The organism is Haloglycomyces albus DSM 45210, from assembly GCF_000527155.1.
Lineage (GTDB): Bacteria > Actinomycetota > Actinomycetes > Mycobacteriales > Micromonosporaceae > Haloglycomyces > Haloglycomyces albus.
Map to the genome: position 1 here is coordinate 538,415 of NZ_AZUQ01000001.1, position 20,242 is coordinate 558,656.

Annotated in this window: 19 protein-coding genes; 10 read left to right on the forward strand and 9 right to left on the reverse strand. The window is 66.2% G+C overall.

Annotated elements, in window-relative coordinates:
* Positions 1–189: 189 nt before the first annotated feature.
* Complete coding sequence (locus HALAL_RS0102660) at positions 190–612, forward strand: VOC family protein (protein ID WP_035534323.1); 423 nt, start codon at positions 190–192, stop codon at positions 610–612.
* On the opposite strand, the gene HALAL_RS0102665 is transcribed toward HALAL_RS0102660, so the two are convergent.
* From HALAL_RS0102665 to HALAL_RS0102685, 5 genes are read right to left on the reverse strand one after another with little or no spacing between them, the layout of a single operon-like run.
* The gene (locus HALAL_RS0102665) at positions 603–1,364 is read right to left on the reverse strand and encodes a flavin reductase family protein (protein ID WP_051462703.1); all 762 of its coding nucleotides are present in this window, start codon (positions 1,362–1,364) and stop codon (positions 603–605) included. The two genes, HALAL_RS0102660 and HALAL_RS0102665, sit on opposite strands and share 10 nt — an antisense overlap.
* Positions 1,357–2,295 (reverse strand): isopenicillin N synthase family dioxygenase, encoded by a 939-nt coding sequence (locus HALAL_RS0102670; RefSeq protein ID WP_025272521.1) that lies wholly within the window; start codon positions 2,293–2,295, stop codon positions 1,357–1,359. Before HALAL_RS0102670 ends, HALAL_RS0102665 begins: the two co-directional genes overlap by 8 nt.
* On the reverse strand, positions 2,295–3,272 hold the full coding sequence (locus tag HALAL_RS0102675; protein ID WP_025272522.1) for a formylglycine-generating enzyme family protein: 978 nt from the start codon (positions 3,270–3,272) through the stop codon (positions 2,295–2,297). The genes HALAL_RS0102670 and HALAL_RS0102675 overlap by 1 nt, the downstream gene beginning before the upstream one ends.
* A complete protein-coding gene (locus HALAL_RS0102680) occupies positions 3,269–3,901 on the reverse strand; it encodes a GTP cyclohydrolase II (protein WP_025272523.1) in 633 nt (210 codons plus the stop codon). The genes HALAL_RS0102675 and HALAL_RS0102680 overlap by 4 nt, the downstream gene beginning before the upstream one ends.
* Positions 3,898–5,730, reverse strand: coding sequence for a WD40 repeat domain-containing protein (locus HALAL_RS0102685; RefSeq protein ID WP_025272524.1), 1,833 nt, complete (start codon positions 5,728–5,730; stop codon positions 3,898–3,900). The genes HALAL_RS0102680 and HALAL_RS0102685 overlap by 4 nt, the downstream gene beginning before the upstream one ends.
* 247 nt (positions 5,731–5,977) lie before the next feature.
* Here HALAL_RS0102685 and HALAL_RS0102690 point away from each other — a divergent pair, with 247 nt between their 5' ends.
* From HALAL_RS0102690 to HALAL_RS0102715, 6 genes are read left to right on the forward strand one after another with little or no spacing between them, the layout of a single operon-like run.
* The gene (locus HALAL_RS0102690) at positions 5,978–7,009 is read left to right on the forward strand and encodes a PLP-dependent cysteine synthase family protein (RefSeq protein WP_025272525.1); all 1,032 of its coding nucleotides are present in this window, start codon (positions 5,978–5,980) and stop codon (positions 7,007–7,009) included.
* A complete protein-coding gene (locus tag HALAL_RS0102695; RefSeq protein ID WP_025272526.1) occupies positions 7,006–7,659 on the forward strand; it encodes a class I SAM-dependent methyltransferase in 654 nt (217 codons plus the stop codon). Before HALAL_RS0102690 ends, HALAL_RS0102695 begins: the two co-directional genes overlap by 4 nt.
* Positions 7,660–7,661: 2 nt before the next feature.
* Positions 7,662–8,903, forward strand: coding sequence for an ATP-grasp domain-containing protein (locus tag HALAL_RS0102700; protein ID WP_156937567.1), 1,242 nt, complete (start codon positions 7,662–7,664; stop codon positions 8,901–8,903).
* A 21-nt stretch (positions 8,904–8,924) separates the two neighbouring features.
* Positions 8,925–11,468, forward strand: coding sequence for an ATP-grasp domain-containing protein (locus HALAL_RS0102705; RefSeq protein WP_025272528.1), 2,544 nt, complete (start codon positions 8,925–8,927; stop codon positions 11,466–11,468).
* On the forward strand, positions 11,465–12,742 hold the full coding sequence (locus HALAL_RS0102710; protein WP_025272529.1) for an MFS transporter: 1,278 nt from the start codon (positions 11,465–11,467) through the stop codon (positions 12,740–12,742). Before HALAL_RS0102705 ends, HALAL_RS0102710 begins: the two co-directional genes overlap by 4 nt.
* A gap of 20 nt (positions 12,743–12,762) precedes the next feature.
* Complete coding sequence (locus HALAL_RS0102715) at positions 12,763–12,984, forward strand: hypothetical protein (protein WP_025272530.1); 222 nt, start codon at positions 12,763–12,765, stop codon at positions 12,982–12,984.
* A 65-nt stretch (positions 12,985–13,049) separates the two neighbouring features.
* Here HALAL_RS0102715 and HALAL_RS0102720 read toward each other — a convergent pair whose 3' ends face one another.
* Genes HALAL_RS0102720 through HALAL_RS0102735 form a run of 4 tightly spaced genes read right to left on the reverse strand, consistent with a single transcriptional unit; the run spans position 13,050 to position 16,528 of the window.
* Positions 13,050–14,258: an ABC transporter permease gene (locus tag HALAL_RS0102720; protein WP_025272531.1), complete on the reverse strand. Its 1,209-nt coding sequence runs from the start codon at positions 14,256–14,258 to the stop codon at positions 13,050–13,052.
* The gene (locus tag HALAL_RS0102725) at positions 14,255–14,956 is read right to left on the reverse strand and encodes an ABC transporter ATP-binding protein (RefSeq protein ID WP_025272532.1); all 702 of its coding nucleotides are present in this window, start codon (positions 14,954–14,956) and stop codon (positions 14,255–14,257) included. Before HALAL_RS0102725 ends, HALAL_RS0102720 begins: the two co-directional genes overlap by 4 nt.
* Complete coding sequence (locus HALAL_RS0102730; RefSeq protein ID WP_025272533.1) at positions 14,953–16,053, reverse strand: peptidoglycan-binding protein; 1,101 nt, start codon at positions 16,051–16,053, stop codon at positions 14,953–14,955. Before HALAL_RS0102730 ends, HALAL_RS0102725 begins: the two co-directional genes overlap by 4 nt.
* A gap of 7 nt (positions 16,054–16,060) precedes the next feature.
* Complete coding sequence (locus HALAL_RS0102735; RefSeq protein WP_025272534.1) at positions 16,061–16,528, reverse strand: hypothetical protein; 468 nt, start codon at positions 16,526–16,528, stop codon at positions 16,061–16,063.
* Between the two features lie 166 nt (positions 16,529–16,694).
* Between HALAL_RS0102735 and HALAL_RS0102740 the strand changes: the two genes are divergently transcribed.
* Genes HALAL_RS0102740 through HALAL_RS0102750 form a run of 3 tightly spaced genes read left to right on the forward strand, consistent with a single transcriptional unit; the run spans position 16,695 to position 19,391 of the window.
* Positions 16,695–17,348, forward strand: coding sequence for a response regulator transcription factor (locus HALAL_RS0102740; protein WP_025272535.1), 654 nt, complete (start codon positions 16,695–16,697; stop codon positions 17,346–17,348).
* Entirely contained in the window at positions 17,345–18,607 is a 1,263-nt protein-coding gene (locus HALAL_RS0102745; protein ID WP_051462705.1) for a sensor histidine kinase, read from the forward strand. Before HALAL_RS0102740 ends, HALAL_RS0102745 begins: the two co-directional genes overlap by 4 nt.
* A gap of 46 nt (positions 18,608–18,653) precedes the next feature.
* On the forward strand, positions 18,654–19,391 hold the full coding sequence (locus tag HALAL_RS0102750; protein WP_025272537.1) for a M50 family metallopeptidase: 738 nt from the start codon (positions 18,654–18,656) through the stop codon (positions 19,389–19,391).
* Positions 19,392–20,242 lie beyond the last annotated feature (851 nt).

A 20,242-nucleotide genomic window follows, 5' to 3' on the forward strand; every position in this document is an offset into this window, starting at 1 on the left:
TTGAAATTACTATGCCTCTACCTTCATATGGGCAGGCGGCTCGGGTGGCCATACGGACGCTAAGAGCCGGCTCGTACGACGGCAGGGCCACAGAACGCCCCGAATTCCGTCGACGTCGCCGGCTTCGCCTTTATTGGAGGCTCCGATGGGCGCCCGGTGAACACCGGGCGAGTCTCTCCTGCGAGTACGATGTCGCCCATGGAACCCACTACTCATCTCCGTATAGCCCGCCCGTCGCTCGACCTTGCCAAGGCAGAGAGGTTCTGGGTGGACGGAGTCGGACTCTCCGTCCTGTTTCGCCACGACGCCGTCGAAGGCACCGCCGAACATTCGCTTCTCATGGTGGGAAGCGTAGACGCAGCCTGGCATCTCGAACTGACCCGCAATCCCGATGAACCGATCTCTCCCTCACCCACCCCGGACGACCTGCTCGTGCTCTATCTGGAGAACGACATCCCGTCGGACCTTCTCGCCCGCCTCGAGGCGTGCGGGGGAACGAGGGTTGCGGCGCACAATCCTTACTGGGACACATGGGGTGAGACCGTGCAAGACCCCGACGGCTACCGCCTCGTCCTGTGCCGGAGGTCGTGGTCCAACCGGAGTCAGTCCTGACGGGAGGAGACGACGGCCTCGCCCGGTTCGGCTCCGTCACGGTGCACGAACACCCTGTCTCCAGGCGCGATTCCCTCCGGCGCCGGAAGATCGACGACCATCTCACCATAGGCGGTCGACGTGAAGACCCCCAGGTCAACGTCTCCACTGCTCGTCCGGAAGCCGACCTCCCAATGGTCGGGCTCGCTCATAACGCGCGACACCGCCGCCACGCGAAGCGTCCGACCTCGAAGCTCTGCACCAGCGACGACGGACGCGCCCCCGGCTCTGCCGCCGAGCCGCCGCAGACGCCCGTGCTTGACCAACGGGTCCGCCGGTTCCGTCGATATGTGGGTTTGGAGGACGTCGGCGATGTGCAAGCGGTGCACCGGTAGTTCCACGGCCATGTCGCAGCGGCATTCGAACGCCGCGGTCCCACCGTCCGCCCAGGGCACGGACACCTTGTCGGAATCCCGCAACTCCAGGCGGGCCGAACTGGTCTTGGCGAGGTCCGAAGCGTGGAAGTTGCCGACGAAGTCGGCCAGGTCGGCCTGGTCGGCCGAGGCGAACGTCAGGCAGAACTCCGAACCCACTCCAAACGCCGCACGGGTCTCCGACACAGGGCTCAGGACGACGGCGATCTGCAACGGCTCCTTGTTGACGAAGTACGCCCATTCGGCCGCCATGACGTTGATGTCCCCCTCGACCTCCGAAACCACCAGACCGACGTTATTGACCGCCGCGCGCCACGGTTCGCTACTCACGTCAGGCATCGGTGTCGTTCCCATCAATCCGGTTGATACGAAACATGGTCCGTCTGAACAGCGCATCGGCCGTCAAGGCCGGATATCGGACGGGCTGGTGCCCTTCCACCTCGATGTCGGAGGAATTCACGACCGTCCACGGAGTCGGATGGCAGAACTGGACGATGGACAACCGCGGGCCCTCCTGCTCGGCTTCGGCCACGACGCGGTGGACGGCCGCCTTGGCCAGCCCACCGGTGAGCCGTTCCAGTACCATGCCCACATTGACCACGGCGTACGCGGGACCGGCCGACGCGCGGATCCAACCACCATCCGGCCCTTTCACTTCGAGCCCTTCGGCTGTGGCGCGGGGCAGGGCGGTGATGAGGTCGAAGTCCTGGTGCTCAGCCGCCCAGAGGTGTGTTCCGGGTGGGGCGTCGTCCATGGCCGGATACCAGGCGGCACGGTTCACCGTCGGGCCCTCGTCGAGCATCTCGGCGAAGTACTCGGAACCGACGCCTAGCGCCTCACCGAGTACGGCGACCACCGAGAGCTGGAACTCCTTCATACGCCGATGGAGTTCCAGCAGCGTCCGGCCCATCCCGGGAACCAGACTCTCGGCGAATACCGGATCGGGGTAACGGTCAGGATAAGCGGTCCGCAGTGGATGGTGCGACGGAATCGCCGGGCCCCAGTGGAAGAGCTCCTTCCAGTCGGCCACGCGTGACACCTCAGGCGTCTCCACCAGCAACGGAGTGTAGCCGGACTGGCCGTTGCTGCCGGACGTCCTGACGGCCGTCTTCTCTTCTTCGGGCAGTTCGAAGAACGTCCGCAGCATCGCATAGGCCTCATCGAGCAGTGATTCCGGCAGTCCGTGCTCCACGTAGAAGAATCCGGTGGCGAGCGCGTCCAACACCGCCTCCCGGTCGACCGGGGTTTTCAAAGAAATTTCTGCGAGCATCAGTTCTCCTGGGAGGTCGGGGGTCTCCGGCTGGTTGCCAGGCGGAGACCGGCCGGGTACAGCGGGCTGGGGAAGGGGCCGTGGCGGCGGCGTGTGCGGGCGAGGTCCCCGAAGCGCGAGAACCCTCCGCCGCGCAGAACCCGGTAGCGACCTCTGGTTTGAGTGAGGTGGTCGTCGATGGCGGGTCCGCCGGGGTACGGGCGGTAGTCGTCGGAGGTGCACTCTTCTACGTTGCCCGCCATGTCCATCACGCCGAACGGGCTTGCTCCGGCGGGGAACGCTCCCACTGGTGTGGTGGTGTGGACCCCGGTCTCTCTGGTGTTGGCTTTCGTCGGGTCGAAGGTGTTGCCCCAGGGATATTCGAGTCCTTCCGGTCCCTTGGCGGCGTATTCCCATTCGGTCTCGGTGGGCAACCGCCATGGGTGTCCGGTCCGTTCGCTCCACCAGAGGGCGTAGTGGTCGGCGTCGGCCGCTTCGATTCCGGCGACGGGGTGGTTTGAGCGATCCCAGGGACAGGCACCGAGGTACCACGTGGTCGGTCTCGATTCGTGGCCACTGTCCCGTAGGAAGCGCCACCATTGGGCGTTGGTAACCGGGTAGCGGGCGATCCAGAACTCTTCGAGGCGGACCCGGTGGACCGGGGTTTCCTTGAGTATCCAGTCCTCTTCGACTCCCACGTGTTCCCATTCGCACACGACGTCCGCGGCCAGGCTGGGATGCAGTCCGATGTCGGTGACGGCGGAGGGGACGTGGCAGGTCGCGTCGGTCGTGTCGGGGCGTGGGTCGCCGATGGCGGCGAGGATCTGACCGGCGCGTAGACGCACGGCGAGGTCGAGGGTGGGGTCCTCGACGGTCCGTGCGAGTTTTTCCGGTTCGTCCCGGGGGAGGGTTTTCCCGCGGGGACGCATGAGTTCCTCTCCGATGAGGTCGGCCTCGTGGCGGAAATGGGGTGAGGAGTCCACGTCTTCCAGCCTCATTGGTCCTCCTCGCTCAGTGCTATGGCGTGTCCGGCGCTGGCGGCCTTGACCGCCAGGTAACGGTGGTTCGCCTCGGTGACGAAAACGCCCGTCCCGATTCGTTCTGTTATGGCGATGCCCTGTTCCTCTAGTTGCCTTACTTTCTCCGGGTTGTTGGTGACCAGCCGGATCGGACCGACGTCGAGTAGGCGGAGCATGGCGGCGGCGGCCTCGTAGCTCCGCTCGTCTTCACCGCGTCCGAGGTGCCGGTTCGCCTCAAAGGTGTCCAGTCCGCTGTCCTGGAGTACATAGGCGTCCAATTTGTTGTACAGTCCTATTCCGCGTCCCTCTTGACGGAGGTAGAGGAGCACGCCTCCTCGGCGGGCGAACAGTTCCACCGACTCTTGTAGCTGGGGTCCGCAGTCGCACCGGGTGGAGCCCAGTAGGTCGCCGGTCAGGCATTCACTGTGCACTCGGACGTAAGCGGGTTCTTCGGAGCTGTCGGAGGGAAAGACGACGGCGATATGCTCACCGGACGGTCCGGGCAGCCCGGAGAAGCTCACCAGTTCGGCGGCCGCTCCCCCCGCGCGGTCGAGGGCGATCTTCACGCGTGCCCGGATAGAGGGTTCGTTTCCGTTGTCTTCGTTCATGACGACGCCTCGCGCTCGAAGTCGTCGACGCTCCACTCGCGGACCACCTCTGCCTCGCCGTTGTTCAATCCAATGAGGAGTAGGCGACCGTCCCATCCGGCGGCGAGTAGCCGCCCGTCTCCGGCGGGAGCCAGGCAGGAGACGGCTTGGCCGAAGGTGGCCAGGACGCGGCCGCTGGTGATCGACTGGGAGGAGTCCTCCCAGTCGACCGTCCAGCAGTAGAGGTTGAAGTCGTAGGACCCGGCGACGACGATCGGCCGATCGGGTGTGCCGAGGAGACCGACGGCCTTGACGGACTCGTCGGAACCCAGGAAGGTCTGGACCCGGTCGGCGGTCCACTGTCCATTATGTCGGTCGACTACGCCGACCTTGACGGTGTGGTCCCGGGAACCGCTTGCGATGACCTTGTCGCCGAGGGAGGCGACGTCGTTCACGAGGTTGCCGTGCCGCCACAGGCAGGATCGTTCGTCCATGGTGCCGACCTGTATCTCATCGTCCGTTCCGGCGGAGAGGAACGCCTCTCCGAAGGGGAAGAGGGACTTGATCGAGCCGCCGTGCGCCGCAGCCCTCTTCTCCCGGACCCGCATGGTGGTGTCCAGGCGGTAGAGATCGCCGTTGTACGTGCCCGCGACCAGTCCGCCGTCCCAGGGAATGAGGGAGGGAACCGGGGCCTCGAGTCCTGGACCGACTCCGCCCGGCTCTTCGGCGACCTCGCGGACGTCCCCGGCGTAGGTTCCCGCGTAGGTCCGGCCGGCGGCGTAGGCGAGGGAAAGGACGGGCCCGCTGCCGGCCGCGCGTGCAGTGGCCGGGCCGTCCTCCAGCGGGAAGGTGAACACGGTCCCCGAGTCGCAGCCGACCGACGCCGTTCCGACCTCGGCGGTCAGGGCGTTGGGCCCGTGATTGGGCCGGTCCGACTCGCTCAGGGTCCGGCCGGTGGCGAGGTCGAATAGGAACGGCCGGTTGGAGAAAGCGCCGACGGCGATAACCTCTCCCGAGACGTCGACCGAACGCGGCCACAGCCGTTCGTCCTCGAAGGTGCGGATTTCCGCTCCATCGGCTGACACGACGCGGACCGTCCCGTCGTAGGTGCCGACGACGAGGTGGGTGTCGTCCTCCGTCCACGCCGCCGAGCGTGCGGCCGAAGTGGAGATGGCGAATGACGAGGTGGTGTGCAGGTCCGCGTCCAGAATTTCGACTTTTCCGTCGTCACAGGTCAGGGCTAGGAATTGCCCGGAGTGGGACCAGGCACAGCCCTCGATGGAGGAGTCGTAGCTCCGTGTGGCGGCGGGCCGATCGGAGTCGGGGTCGACGACCGACACCAGGCCGTCCTCGCCGACCGTGGCGACCGTTCCGTGTGCGCTGATGGAGACGGCCATGCAGTGCGCGGTGTGGGATCCGATCTCCCCGAGCAGTTCGCCGGTCGTGGTGTCCCACAAGGTGGCGCGTCCGTCCTCCGACACGCAGGCGAGACGTTTGCCGTCGGGCATCCACGCGGCGGCGTTGATGTCGTCGGTGTGGCGGGCCAGGACGGCCGTCAGTCGGGGTCGGAACATTCCCGCTTCGCCCACGTGCCAGATTCCGATGGTCTTGTCCGCCGAGGCGGTGGCGAGTACGTCGGGGTCGACGGGATTCCATGCGGAGGAGTTGACGAGGCGGCGATGGCGGAGGAAGCCGGCCAGGACCGGCTTCTCAGGTTCGGAGGTGTCCCAGACGGCCACGGAGCCGTCGTAGGAGGACGATGCCAATTTGGTTCCGCTCCGGGCGAGCGCCACGTGGGTGATGGGCGCAGAGTGTCCGGAGGGGTTCTGCGGCAGGGAAACGGTATGCACTGAGGCTCCTATCGGTTGTCGGGGCCGTCCTGTGAGGATCCAACGGGGTAACACCGTGTCAGATCCCGATTAGTATTTCACAATCTGTAAATGCCTGCAATAATAAGTTTGCACATTTATTGACGACATCGATTGTCGCTCTTCCTTCTTGACACGTCCTTGTGCCCCTTGTAGTCCGTGTGATACAAAGAGCATCGATCAAACCCTGATCTTACATACCTCGATTTAACCGAGACGGGAGCCGACAGTGGAACCGCACGAGACCGTCCCACGGCTCGACGCAGACCTCGACCTGAGGTCCGAGTCGCAGCTCGAGACCGATTACCACGCCCTCGGGGACAGATACCCCGCATTCGGGAAGTTCGGAGTCGACCTCGGAAACACCTCACTCATGGAGATACCGCACAGCGGTACGGGCGCCCGCGTCCTCGCCAAGTGCGAGTGGGAGAACCCCGAACGCTCCATCAAGGACCGCGTGGCCTACGCCCTGCTCGGCGATGCCTTGCGGCTCTGGGGCGAACGCCCTCTCGACGACCTGAGAATCCTGGAGTACTCCGGCGGGAACCTCTCGCGCGCCATCGCCGCGCTCTCCCACGGGCTCGGACTGCGCGCCAAGGTGATTCTCTCTGACTTCAGCCCCCGCAGCCTCCTTGACGACCTGGACCGATACGGAGTGGAGGTGGAACTGGTCCCCAAAGAAAAGGGCTTCTACGAGGTCATCAACACCGCTCGCCGCATCGCCGCGGACGACCCCGGATGGACCTTCCTCTATCAGCACCGCAATCCGGTCAACATATACTTCCACGAGGCCACCACAGGCGCGGAGACCCTCCGGCAACTGCACGGTCGGCGCCCCGCCGCCTGGGTCGCCTCGATCGGAACCGGCGGCAGCCTCATCGGCGTGTGGCGGGCTCTCAAACGCCGCCACCCCGATGTCCGCGCCGTCGGCGTCACTCCCGCCGAGCTTCCCTACGGTGCCGACCACGCGCCCGACACCCGGCCGAAATACGCCGGATCGGGAGGCATGGGATACGGCGTCCGGCAACCGTTCATCAGCACTTACGAGGACGATGTGGAGCACCACTCGGTCTCCTACCCCGACTGCTTGGAGACGATGGCGTCCTTTTTCGACGAGACCGGCGTCCGGATCGGCAGCTCCGCGGCGGCCAACCTCGTCATCGCCCGGCGGATCGCCGAACGCGCCCCCGAACACCAGGTGGTGGCCACCGTCTTCCCCGACACCGGCACCCCGGAGGAATGGAAGAGGTTGGGACGATGAGCACCACAGACGAAAACATCGCGGTCGCGGACTACGACGAGATCCTCGCCGGATCGTTCCGATCCTGGTACTCCGAGCGGCGCGACTCCTGGAGCCACGACGAGCAGAGCCGCAGGCTTCCGCTCATGCTGCACGACGCCCTCGCCTCACCGTCGCGAGTGCTGGACGTCGGAGCAGGGCGCGGCCTCGACACGGAGATCCTTCTGCGGCACGGCCACACGGTCACCGGCATCGACCTGGTGGACCTCCCCGACTGGAAAGATCTTGCCCGGTCGTGGGGCACGAAGGTCGAGTTCGTCTGCGCCGACGTGGCCGCGGCCGACCTCCCCGGGGCGTACGACGCCGTCCTCGACAACGGTTCCTTCCACCATCAGCACCCTGACCGCTACGAGAGCTACCTGGGACGACTCCACGGACTCCTAAAGCCCGGGGGCCTCTTGGCCATCTGCCTATTCCTCCGTGCCGACGATGCCGGGCCCGGCATGCTCCACACCGCACCCGACGGTCGATTCTCCCGCGAGTTCACCGCCGAAGAAGCCGACGATACTCTGCGCACCAATGGATTCGAACCGATCGGTTCGGCCGTGCTGCCCCGGCACCGGCCGCAGTGGCGCTATCTGCACCTCATCTGCCGGACGACGGAAGGGTGACCGTGGCACATATCGTCATCGCCGAGTCGCCGTCCTTCGATCCCTTCGGTCTCGCGGCGACCGCGAAACGGCTCGGCCACGAGGTCACCGTCGCCGTCGGTTCCCTCGACCCTTATCGACCGGAACGGCACCAGTCCGTCCTAGACCAGGTGGACCACGTCCTGACAGGAGTCGAGACCGCCGATGGGAGCGCGCTGGCGAAGACCGTGCGCGGCATTCCGGGGGCGCGACCAGCGGACGGCATCGTCACGCTCAGCTCGGCGCACGCCGAAGCGGTGGCTCACGCCGCCGCCGAACTTGGGCTCCCGGGCGAAGACCCCACGGCCGTGAACCGAGCCCACAACAAGGAGGCCATGCGCCGCCGGCTGGAAGACGCGGGGATTCACCAGCCGCTTTTCGCCGCCGCCTCCACCGCGAACGGTGCCGTGTCGGCAGCCGAGGGCCTGGGTTTTCCCGTCGTCATCAAACCCGTTGACGGCTACGGCAACCGTGGAGTGGGAATCGCTCATCACGCCGAGGAGACCCGAAACCTGGCCTCCGCGGCCCTCGCGGTATCCGACGACGGGCGATCGGCCCGCACCGCGACAAGGGTGCTTGTCGAGCAATACGTGCCAGGGCCCATCGTCAGCTGCGAGATGTACGTCTGTGACGGAGTGGCTCACGTCTTCGGCTGCGCCGACCGGATCACCGCTCCCCCACCGCACCCGGTGGAACTGGGCGGCACGTTCCCCGCCCGGCTGGCACCGCCCGTGGCCGACAAGATCGCCGAAGCCGCGATGACCGCCGTACAGGCCGTGGGGCTGCGCCGTTCTCACCTGCACGTGGAGCTCGTCCTTAGCGAGGACGGTCCACAGATCATCGAGATCAACCCACGGCTCGTCGGAGGTCCGGTGCCTCGCGAGATGAGCCTCGTCCTCGACGCCGACGTCCACGACGGCGTCGTCGCGATGGCGCTCGGCGACACTCCCGAACCTCTCACCCCCAGCCGGTTCGCCTGCCTGCGCAGCATAGTGGCCCCGACAGCCGGTGTACTCACCGCCGTGGACACCACCGAGGCCCGCCACCTCCCGGGCGTCCACGACATCGTCCTCGACGCCGACGTCGGCGCACCTGTGAGCGGACCACGCTCCAACAGCGACCGCGTCGGCTTCATCTACACCGTTTCCGAGTCCTCCGATGGGGCCGCCCGGGCCGCGGACGAGGCCGCGCGCCTTGTCCGCGTTGCCGTCCATCCCGCCACCTGACCTCCGAAAGGAGAAGCTGCAGTGTCCAACGTCGAGAACGTTCCACCCGGTCGAGGCCGAGGTCCGCACCTACTCGCTCTGGCCGGAGCCGGAGGCCACCCCCTACCGGGGACCTTCGACTCGGCCGAGGCCGTCACCGGGCGACTCAGCGTCGTCTACATCCACTCGTGGGGCCCGGTCGACACCGAGTCCATGAAGGCCACCTGGTCCGAACGATTCGAGGGAACCTGGACCGACTGCGGCACCGTCGAGGAGCTGTACGAGGCAGTCCGCACCGCACACCGCATCGAACCGCTGGACGGTATCGCCGCGTTCTCCGAACTGCTCATCCAGCCACAGGCCGATCTGGCCGCCGAGTTCGGGCTGCCCGGAAACCCGCCCGAAGCCGTCCGAATCGCGCAGAACAAACTCCTCCAGCGTCGCACGCTCATCGATTCCGGTGTGCTCGATATGCGCTGCCACCCGATCGCGGGACCGGACGACCTCGAGACGGCCGCCGCGCAGGTCGGATTCCCGGCCGTCTTCAAACCGGTCAACGGAGCGGCCAGCTTCAGTGTCCGAAAAGTCCGCGACCTTGACGACCTACGCGCCGTATATGAGACGGCCGTGGCCGACGCGGACCGCAATGCCTTCCTCGTCCGCGAAGACCTCTATACCCTGGAGACCCTCTTGGAGGGTGCACAGTGGCATAGCGATCCGCGCCTAGGCGATTACGCCAGTGTCGAGTCACTCGTCTCGCACGGCGAGATACACCACCTGGCCGTGGTCGACCGCCTCGCCCTCGGCGAGACGTTCATAGAAGAAGGCCTGCTCTACCCCTCATCGCTGTCCGGCGAAAAGCAGCGGACGGTCCTTGACCACGCCACCGACGTCATCCGCGCCGTCGGGCTGACCGACAGCGCCGTCCACACCGAAATCAAGCTGACCCCGAACGGTCCGGTGTGCATCGAGGTCAACGCACGCCTCGGCGGCCCCATCGGCCGCATGTTCCTGGCCGCGAGCGATCACGACATCATCGAGTCCATCTACCGCATCGCCGCCGGGTTGAAGATACGCGGCGACGCGACACCCCGCAACGCCGTATGTGGGCGGATGAGACCGTTGCCGTCACGTCCGGTCAGGTTGGCACACATCGCCGACACGAACCAGATCATGGAGGAGGAGACCCACCGGCTCAAGACCATGGCCCTGCGCGCCAGACCGGGAGACATCGCCGACCCCAGGCGCTACCCACACCTGCTCAGTATGACCGTCACCGGCGCGACACCCGCCGAATGCCTGGACAACGTGCAGGACATCGAAAAGCGGCTCGACATCCGCTTCGAAGCCGTCGGGCGCGAGAGGGTGGTCTTCCTCGACTACGCCGGCTACGACCTCTACCGGACGCCGGTCGGGGCCCCGGTGTTCGATCCCGACCGTTACGACGTCACTCTCTTGACCACGCCGGAAAAGGCAGGGCAGCCGCGCTCTGGAGAGTGCTCGGCGGTCCTCGGGATCGATTTGGCCGACTCCGCGCTGAGAGACTCGCTTATCGCCACGATCCGGCGCGTCAAGGGAATCGACCGACTGGAGGTCTTCACCGAGACGCTCCTCGACGACGGTGCCCGCCTTCGGGAGGAACTGGGTATCCTCGGGCCGATGCCGGCCCAGGTGGCGCCCTTCCGCCACAAGCCCGCAATGAAGGCCACCGCCGAGAGGGCGGGCCTTCCCGTCGCTCCGTGGGCCGCCGTGGCTACCGCCGATGAGGCCGCGGACTTCGCCGCCGAGCACGGTAAGACGGTACTCAAACCCTGCGGCGGCACCGGCTCCCGGGGAATCCACATCGTCTCCGACGCGAAGGAGGCGGCCAAGACCTTCGCCGAGATCGACGGCGAGCCGGACGGATACCAGGCCGAGAAGTTCCTTCCCCACCGGCTCTTCCACATCGACGTCGCCGTTCGCGACAGGACGCCGATCGCGAGCGTCACCTCCGAGTACCTGGCCAGCACCCTCTCCTTCACCACCGGCGATACGCTGCTGTCGGTCACCGTCGACGACCCGGTCATCCTGGACCGGGCGAACAACCTGCTGGAACACGTCATTGACGCATTCGGCGTCGAGAACCGCGTCCTGCACTTGGAAGCGTTCCTCGACGACAACGGCGAGTTCATCTTCAACGAGGTGGCCGCCCGCGCCGGCGGCGGTGGAATAGTACCTCTGGTCGAGTCCGTTACCGGGGTCAACCTCTTCAACGCCATGGTCGCCCTGTCGCAGGACACCCGTCCCGACGACGGATACAAGCGCCGGGGACCGCACGGCGGATTCGCCATGTTCTACTCGCCGCCCGGCCGTCTGGAGACCGTCCACGACCGTGACATCCCGGCCGACTGGATCGTCCAGCGCCGCTTGAGAGTCCAGCCGGGAGAGGTCTACCGCCCAGTCGGCATGGCGGGCGGGTGCATCGCCTGCTACACCATCACGGCCGGCAGCACCGCCGAAGCGATCGAGCGGTTGGAATTCGTCAACGACGCCGTGTCCTTCACCGTCACACCGCTCGACGCCGGCGACCACGAGGACTCCGCATGACCGCCAACTCGCACAAGGAGACCGGCACGACGTCCGAGCGCGCGCCGTCTGCCCTGCGGAGAACCGCCGACGACCTCCGAGGCGTCTTCCACAGCGGACCCGACCTGCGCCGCCTCTACCTCGCCATCGCGACCGACTCGATCGGTCTAGGCGTCTACCTCGCCTTCTCGGCGCTCTACCTCGGACTGGCCGTGAAACTGCCGCCCGCCCAGGTCGGCATCGCGCTGTCGGTGGCCGGAGTGGCTTCCCTCGTCGGACTCCTCCCCTTGGGCGCCGTGGCCGACCGGATGGGCGCGGCGCGGGCGCTGACGGTGTTCTTCGTCTACCGGGCGCTGTCGTTCGCCGCCCTGCTCCTCGCCTGGGACTTCGTCTCCGCTGTCGTGGCCGTGGCTCTCGCGGGCCTGGTCAGCAGGGCCACCGGACCGGTCACCCAGGCCCTCGTCCTCCAGCTGACGCCCAGCGAGAAAGACCGAGTCAACGCCATGGCGGCCCTGCGCAGCCTGCGCAACGCGGGCTTCGCGCTCGGTGCCGCCCCGGCCGCACTCGCCGCCGCGGTCGGCACCCCGACGGCCTACCGCTCCGTCCTGGGCATCACCGTTGTCGCCTTCTTCGCCACCGCCCTGATCGTCCGGGGACTCCCCAATGTTCCCGTGCCGCGCAAGGAACGTGTCAAGGCCCGCGCGGTCGCCCGCGACCGCTGGTTCATGGTTCTGACAGTCCTCCATGGTGCGTTCTCCCTGCACGCCTTCGTGCTAGGGATCGGAATGCCCCTGTGGCTGGCACGCGAAACCGGCGCGCCCGAATGGGTCTCACCACTGCTCCTGGTCGTCAACACCGTCATGGTCGTGCTCTTCCAGATTCCCTTCAGCCGGGGCACGGAAGACCCCGCGACGGCGCGAGCCCGCCTGGCACTGGCAGGACTCGTCCTCACTGCCGTGTGCGCGCTGATCCCGTTCTCCGCCCTGCTACCGCCGATCGCCGCTGTCGCCGTCTTGTTGGCACTGCTCATCGCACTCAGCGGGGCTGAACTGTGGCACACGGCCGGCACCTGGGGACTCGCCCAGTCGCGCATACCCGACAACGGGGCCGGAATATACCTGGCCTTCTTCAACTTCGGGTTCGCCGCCGCCACCGTCGCCGGACCCGCCGCCATCGGCCTCGTCCTCGAGGCCGGAACCTGGGGGTGGGCCGCGCTCGCGGTCTGGTTCCTGCTCCTTGCCGGGGCCACCCTGCTCCTCCCCCTCCGACCACAATCCCGTCCCGACCCCACCTGAACGGAAGGAACGGGTACACCATGGGCAATACGATGAAACTGGTCGTCAATGCGGCCGGCGCCGGAAGGCGCAGCGATCCGGATCGTCGTTCCCGCTTGCCACTCGAATATTTCCGTCCGTCAGGCAGGGAACAGCACGGTAAGCGGGTCAGCGCCACCATGATTCACAGTCACGCTGACCCGCTCTCTCCACTGCCCGTGGATCATTCTCACGTCGACGGGCCTCGGTACCGGCACTCCTGATATGCGCCACGGAAATGGCCCTGCACTCATAGGCGAGACCTCTCAACTCGCGGCGGCCCCGCAAGCTATGAGGCCGCGAGCGCTTCGGTCGGAGGCAGTCGCGCCGCCCGCATGGCGGGATAGAAGCCCGCGAAGGCCCCGATCACGACGGTCGCACCCAGTCCTGCGCCGATCGCCCACGGCGGCACCGTGATCGGCCATCCCTGCGCCAGTGCGAACGCCGCCGTGGCTCCCGCACCGAGGGCCGCTCCCCCGATCCCTCCGAGAACGGAGAGGAGCAGGGATTCGGTGATGAACTGGAGCCTGACTCGGCCTCGGGTGGCGCCCAGAGCTCGACGCAGTCCGATTTCGGACCGTCTCTCCAGCACGGAGATCACCATCGTATTGGCCACGCCCACGCCGCCCACCAGAAGCGACACGCCGCCGAGTCCCAAGAGCATGGCCGTCAGCGCGTCGTCGGTGGCCTCCTGCGCCGCAAGCGCGTCGGAGGGGCGGGAGACTTCCGTACCGACCGGATCGGAGGGGTTGATCGCGTCGGCGAGGATGTCGCGGACGTCGACGACGTGGTCGGGATCGGCCTCGACGTACAGGCGGCTGGGGTTCCTTTCCAGATCGAAGGCCTCTTCGGCGGAGTCCCAGCCCATCAGCAGTGCTCCGTCCAGTTCGGGTGCCAGTTCGTTGCGGTCGAGGATCCCGATAACACTATAGGTCTCTCCGTCGATCACCACGCTGGTGTCGGGTTGGACGGCACCGATGCCGAGGCGGTCGGCGGCCGAGGCCCCGAGCACGACGGCCGGATACGATCCGGTGGCCTCGTTGAGCCAAGTGCCGGCGCGGAGATCTCCGCCGATCACGTCGAGCAGGTTGAGGTCCGTGCCGTAGACCGACAGGCCGTTGGTCTCCTGTTCGGGGATCTTGTCACTGCGGTAAGCCTTCGCTCCGACCGCCTGACCGACCGACGCGGCGTCGTCGATGAGCCCGTGCCGCTTCGCCATTCCCGCCGCGTCGGCGGGGAGAACTCCGGGCTTGCCGAAGAGGTTGGTACCGGGCTCGGCGGTGAGCAGGTTCGTGCCCAATGTCTGGAGGCGCTGCTCCACCTCCGCTTTAGAGGACGCGGAAATGCCCACGACCGCGACGACGGCGGCTATGCCGATGGCGATGCCTATCGCGGAGAGGAAGGCGCGCAGGGGCCGCGTGTAGAGGCCCTCGGCACCGGTGCGGATAACGTCCGGGGCGGGCATGCGCTTCGGGCGCGGTGGGGTCGCGGTGTTCATACGTCCACGCCCCTTCCAACGGTGGTTTCGGCGGTCGCGGCGCTGTCGGCCACGATCCGTCCGTCCCGCATCCGCACCTGCCGGGGCAGGCGGTCGGCAAGGTCCGGGTCGTGGGTGATGACGACGACGGCCGTGCCTGCGGCGTTGAGGTTGTGGAGAAGTTCGACCACGCCCTCTCCGGACGCCGAGTCGAGGTTGCCCGTCGGCTCGTCGGCCAGCAGCAGTGGCGGCCGCGCGACCGCGGCTCGGGCGATGGCGACACGTTGGCGCTGTCCGCCGGACAGTTCATGCGGCAGGTAGCCCTTGCGGTCGACTAGGCCGACGCGGTCAAGGGCCTCGGCAGCGAGCCCGCGACGGTCGGGACGCCGCCGGCCCGAGTAGAGGAGGCCGGTGGCGACGTTGTCGAGCGCCGTCAATCGTGGCGAGAGGTGGAAGGACTGGAACACGAAACCGATCCACTGTTCACGCAGGGCCGACAGTGCGCGGTCGTCGAGCTTCGCGACGTCCAGTCCGCGAATCCGGACCGTGCCCTCGTCGGGTCGGTCGAGCGTGCCCAGCATGTTGAGCATGGTGGACTTTCCCGAACCGGAGGGGCCGACGACAGCGGTGAACTCACCTTCGGAGACGGCCAGGGAGACTCCGTCGAGAGCGCGGACGTGCCCCTGGTAGGTCTTGGTGATCTCGTCGACGACGATCATGTCGGGACTCCGACTCGGAGGCCCTCTTCGACGCCCTCTCCGGAGATCTCCACGTTCCCGTCGGCGAACAGCCCGGTCTCGACCGGCAGATACTCCGCCTTTCCCTCTCTTACCGCCTCGACGCCGTAGCCGTTGCCGGGGAGGACGACCAGGGCGGAAACGGGCACGGTGAGGACGTCCTCCCTCACTCGGCCGGCGAAGTCCACGTCCACTCCCGCCGTTTCGACGTCGGTCACGGCCGAGGGGTCGTCCAGATCGATACCGATCTCGACACGGGTGGTCTTCTCTCCGGTGTCGGGGTCGGTGGTGTCGGCCATGGAGACGGAAGAGACAACGCCCTTCAAGGGGTCGCTCCCCGGTACCGAAACGGTGACCTCGTCTTCCTCGGCGATACCGGAGGCCTTGTTCTCGGCCAGCTCGACTATGACCTTGCGTTCTCTGCCGCTGTAGGTGAGTACCTCTTCGCCGCCGGCGAGCTTCTGTCCTTTGTCAACCTCGACGGCATTGACTCGGATATCGCTCTCGGCTACGGCGACAGTGCCGGGATCGAAGGTTCCCGAGTCGTCGAGGCCGTTGTCCTTCTGCCACTGTGCGAGCGCCGTTCCCGTGTAATAGGTGAAGGAATCGTCCGCCTCGAAGCCGTCGTAGCCCAGCTCGGTTAGATTTCGTTCCAGCTGCCGGACGTCATCGCCCCGGTCACCGGGCCCCAGTTCCCGGTAGAAGGGCAGCTTGCCTTGGAACAACAGCACCGGCTTATCGTCGACGCGGTACAGTTCTCCGCCCTGCTCGACGGAAGTACCCGGTTCCGGCACCTTGGTCACCGTGCCGATACCGGCGGCCGTCAGGACTGCCGAGTGCTCGTAGACGAGGTCCCCTTCCTCCGTGCGGGTTTCCTTGAGCGTCTCGCGCGTCACGTCGACGGTTTCGGGAGGGAGCGACCGCTCCTCGGCCGCTCCCTCGTCGGAGCGCGGGTACAGGGAGGCCGCGGCCAATCCGCCGGCCGCCGCGACGCCTCCCAGCGCGGCCAGGACGTAGCGCCTGGTGCGACGGTGCCGGGCGGGCTTCACATGGCGTGGTTCTTCTTCGTTGTCGGTCATGGGTGCCCTATTCCTCGAAGACCTTCTCGCAGGTTTCCATGGCCGCCTGGAATGTTGGATCGTCCATCATCTCCTGCGGCATGGCCTGCATCGAACCGCCCGGTTCGGGGTCCTCGAAGTCATCGACGCCGTTCTCCCGCATGCACTCGGCGTAGGCGAGCATCTGCTGATAGGCCTCCTCGTCGGACTGCGGATCGCCTTCAACGGGCTCGGGTTCGAACTCCTCGCAGGCCTCCTTTGCCTCGCCGAAGGCCTCCATGTCACCCTCGTCAAGCGTCACCGAGCCCATGCCGCCTTCCGAGTCCTGCACGTCGATTCCGTTTTCCCGCAGGCATTCGTTGTATTTGACCCGCTTGTCCTCCTCGGTCATGCCTTCGGCGCCGTTGTCGCCCTCGCCGTCCCCTCCGCAGGCGGCGAGAACCATCGCCAAGGCGGCGGGGAGGGCCAGTAGGGAAGTCCGTGTCGTCTTCTGCATGATCTGCCTTTCTCGAATTGCGTTCGGCGTCCAATAAAGCAGAAGAGGGTTTTCTGATCCGTTTCCAATTCGCTTAACGGCGCAGAAACAGGGTCTCTGGTAACAATGGCTCCGCCGTCCCGGATCGGGATCAGCTCAATAGACTATTACCTGGGGATATAAGACAATGAAAATTCTTCTCGCGGAAGACGAGGAATTGCTCGCCGAATCGATCGCCGAGTGGCTCCGTGGCGAGGATCATGCCGTGGACGTCGTTCTCGACGGCGATACAGCCCTCGACAAGGCCTGCGCCAACCACTACGACGTGATCGTCCTCGACCGCGACCTGCCGGTCGTCCACGGGGACGATGTGTGCCGCTCAGTGGTGCTCTCCGGATTCAACGCCCGCATCCTCATGCTCACCGCCGCGGCCGGACTCGACGACCGCGTCGCCGGACTGGAGATCGGCGCCGACGATTACCTGGCCAAACCCTTTGCCTTCAAAGAGCTCTCCGCGCGGGTCTTCGCCCTGGGACGGCGCTCCCGCCCGGCCGCGCCGCCAACCCTCCGACGCCGGGGCGTCACCCTCGACATGGCCCACCGCCAGGCTTTCTACCAAGGGCGCTATCTGAACCTTTCCAAGAAGGAGTACGGCCTCCTCCGCGAACTGATGCTCGCCGAAGGCGCACCGGTCTCCTCCGAGCACCTGCTGGAGAAAGTCTGGGACGAGAACGCCGACCCCTTCACGTCCGCCGTCCGCATCGCACTACACAAACTGCGTCGCAAACTCGACGCCGACCTGATCGAGACCGTCCCGGGCCTCGGATACCGCATCGCATGAAGATGCCACGACTCAGCGGATGGAGCCTCCGAGCACGACTCACCGCCCTCTACAGCGGCCTCTTCGTCCTGGCCGGGGCGGTCCTCATCGTCCTCATCTACCTCCTGATCCAATCGCAGAGCATCACCAGCGTTGCCGCACAGCAAGCCGAGAACGCCGCTCCCCTCCCCGAAGCCGCCACCGAGGCCGTCCCCGGAGAGAACCCGGACTACACAACCGTGACCGTCGCCAGGCTGGTCGAGGACAGCTTCATGACCGAACTGCTGACTCAGGGCGCGCTCGCGCTGCTCGTCACCGGCCTGATCGCCGGCCTCCTCGGATGGTGGATCACCGGACGACAACTGCGGCCGCTCGCAATGGTCACCGGAGCCGCCCGATCCCTGGCCACCGCCGGGCGAGCCGACCCCGGACGGGCCGAGAAGGTCGGCCTCTCCGGACCGGGCAACGAGGTCAAGGAACTGGCCGACACTTTTGACACCATGATCGACCGCCTACGCGATTCCTTCGACGACCAGAAGCGGTTCATCGCCAACGCCTCTCACGAACTGCGCACCCCCGTCGCCGTCTCCCGCGGGCTGGCCGAAGTCGCCATGAACCGGCCCACCGCCACCCCAGAGATGAAAGAGCTTGGTGAGAAGCTACTCCAGGTCAGCGACCGCCAGGAGCGCCTGATAGGCGCCCTGCTCCAACTCGCCCAGTCCGACCGTCCCGTAGCCGAACCCGAATCGGTCGACCTAGAGCCGGTGCTCGAACACCTCACCGCAGAGTACGAAGACGCGTATCCGCAGGTGCGTTGGGTGCTCGACACCGATCCGGGACGGGTCGCCGGAGATCCGGTCATGATCGAACAGCTCCTACGCAATCTGCTCGACAACGCCGGCCGCCACAACTCCCCCGACGGCGGGCTGGTGGAAGTCTCCCTTACCGCCTCCGACCGGACGGTCCTCACCGTCTCCAACACCGGTGCGCCCTTCACCAACGGGGAGGCCGCCGACCTTCTCAAACCCTTCTACCGCGGCCGTCTCGACCGCGTCGCCGGTCCACGCGGATCCGGACTTGGGCTCTCGATCACCGAAGCGGTCGTTCACAGCCACAACGGAACCCTCCAGGTCGAACCTCGCGTTGGCGGTGGCCTGACCATTTCGGCGGACTTCCCCTCACACGAAACCGGAGTCACGCCTCCGGCAATCGACCAGGACCACATCCATGGAACCCACGACCATCGGGCAGCTCACGACACTGTCCGGTCCTTCGATTAAGCTGAGCGGGCCGACCAGTTACCGACAAGAGCCGTAAGCGAGATCCATGGAAGCCGTTTCAGACTTCGTCGACACACTGACCTCGACGCTCACCCCGCCCACCCGCTGGGTCCTCTACGCATGCCTCGGCGCGGCAGCGGTCATCGTCCTCTACCAGCCTGTATGGCGCTGGGTTCGCAACCTGGTCACCATCGCCCACGAAGGAGGACACGCCCTCACCGCAGTCCTCACGCGCCGACGCTTGACAGGCATCCGACTGCATTCCGACACCTCGGGACTGACCTTCACCAAAGGACGTCCGACCGGACCGGGCGCCGTCCTGACCGCGTTCTTCGGCTATCCCGCCCCCGCGCTGCTCGGCCTCGGCGCCGCCGCGCTCATCGGCGGCGGCTACATCGTCGCCTTCCTCTGGATCGCCGTCCTCATCACCGCTGTCATGCTCATTTTCATCCGCAACTGGTTCGGTGCGCTCGCTTTGGTCATCGTCGGTGGTGGTGCCTTCGCCGCCACCTGGTACGGGTCCGCGGAGGTCCAGATCGGCGCCGCATACATCGCCGTGTTCGTCATCCTCCTCGGCTCGGTCAAGGCCGTCTTCGAACTGGCTGGGCAGCGCCAGGCCGCGCGCCGGACGGGCAACGTCGCCTCGGATGCCGACCAGCTGGCCAACCTGACCCGCCTGCCCGCCGGATTCTGGATGTTCGTCTTCTTCCTAATCAACGGTGCCTGCGCGGTTTACGGGCTCTGGCTCCTCCTGCCCGAGCAGGAGTTCTGGTCCACGCTCTGAAGGTGATCCCGCAACTCGGCTGCAGCCGTGAACTGCTCGCTACCGTTGCCCGTGCCCGAGTCACACCCAACGTATCCACTACGCCCGACCGTCACGACGGACGAACACCGTTCTCACCGCCGGTCAACCTCTCCTTGTGCCGTGTCACGCAGGCCTATCAGCTCGAGACGGCTCATGTCGTCCCTGGCGCTCCAATGCCTCTGAACCCAAACCGTCCGGGTGCAATTTCCAGGCATAGAGGCCCGCACGGAGAGTTCCGTCCCAATCGGCTCGTGCCCGAACATAGGGCCCGAGGCGAATCCCGCACACTCCCCAGCTCGCCATGTTTGGTCGACTACCTCACCAGACACATTGAACGATTCGGCACTGCCAAAGACGCTCGGGCCTTCCACTGCGAGCGCACGAATACTCGTATCGATTCTGCGGCGTTTCGGCAGGTGTGGATGCGAGCGTATGAGGAGGCATTGAGTGACGGGGAGTTGGTTTCTCCTCGTGTGCGTCGTCCGTATGATTTGCGGGCGTCGGGGTGTCGTTGCGTCGTACTGCCGGGGTTCCTTCTCGGCAAGTTACCGAGTGGGCGGGGAATTCAGTGGAGGTTTGCGAACGGGTGTATTCGCGTGTGTTGGATAGTTTCGACGACACGTGGAAAAGCCGCGTGGACGGATTCTTTTAAATTACTTCTTTATTGATACTGGATAGTGCATACTCCCTCTGGTGGGTGCACACCTCAAGCAGATTTCCGTCGCTTTTAACCACAAGAAAACGACCAACGGTTGCAAGACCAATGGTCAAAAAATCATGTTGAATCGAGGCGATGCGGCCCCTGAAGGGCCCCTGGACGAGGCCTATTT

Coding starts and splice junctions, on each gene's coding strand:
- HALAL_RS0102745 (WP_051462705.1), top strand. CDS start 17,345: ATGAAGATGCCACGACTCAGCGGATGGAGCCTCCGAGCACGACTCACC.
- HALAL_RS0102725 (WP_025272532.1), bottom strand. CDS start 14,956: ATGATCGTCGTCGACGAGATCACCAAGACCTACCAGGGGCACGTCCGC.
- HALAL_RS0102715 (WP_025272530.1), top strand. CDS start 12,763: ATGGGCAATACGATGAAACTGGTCGTCAATGCGGCCGGCGCCGGAAGG.
- HALAL_RS0102710 (WP_025272529.1), top strand. CDS start 11,465: ATGACCGCCAACTCGCACAAGGAGACCGGCACGACGTCCGAGCGCGCG.
- HALAL_RS0102740 (WP_025272535.1), top strand. CDS start 16,695: ATGAAAATTCTTCTCGCGGAAGACGAGGAATTGCTCGCCGAATCGATC.
- HALAL_RS0102660 (WP_035534323.1), top strand. CDS start 190: ATGTCGCCCATGGAACCCACTACTCATCTCCGTATAGCCCGCCCGTCG.
- HALAL_RS0102730 (WP_025272533.1), bottom strand. CDS start 16,053: ATGACCGACAACGAAGAAGAACCACGCCATGTGAAGCCCGCCCGGCAC.
- HALAL_RS0102720 (WP_025272531.1), bottom strand. CDS start 14,258: ATGAACACCGCGACCCCACCGCGCCCGAAGCGCATGCCCGCCCCGGAC.
- HALAL_RS0102670 (WP_025272521.1), bottom strand. CDS start 2,295: ATGCTCGCAGAAATTTCTTTGAAAACCCCGGTCGACCGGGAGGCGGTG.
- HALAL_RS0102735 (WP_025272534.1), bottom strand. CDS start 16,528: ATGCAGAAGACGACACGGACTTCCCTACTGGCCCTCCCCGCCGCCTTG.
- HALAL_RS0102695 (WP_025272526.1), top strand. CDS start 7,006: ATGAGCACCACAGACGAAAACATCGCGGTCGCGGACTACGACGAGATC.
- HALAL_RS0102675 (WP_025272522.1), bottom strand. CDS start 3,272: ATGAGGCTGGAAGACGTGGACTCCTCACCCCATTTCCGCCACGAGGCC.
- HALAL_RS0102680 (WP_025272523.1), bottom strand. CDS start 3,901: ATGAACGAAGACAACGGAAACGAACCCTCTATCCGGGCACGCGTGAAG.
- HALAL_RS0102665 (WP_051462703.1), bottom strand. CDS start 1,364: ATGCCTGACGTGAGTAGCGAACCGTGGCGCGCGGCGGTCAATAACGTC.
- HALAL_RS0102750 (WP_025272537.1), top strand. CDS start 18,654: ATGGAAGCCGTTTCAGACTTCGTCGACACACTGACCTCGACGCTCACC.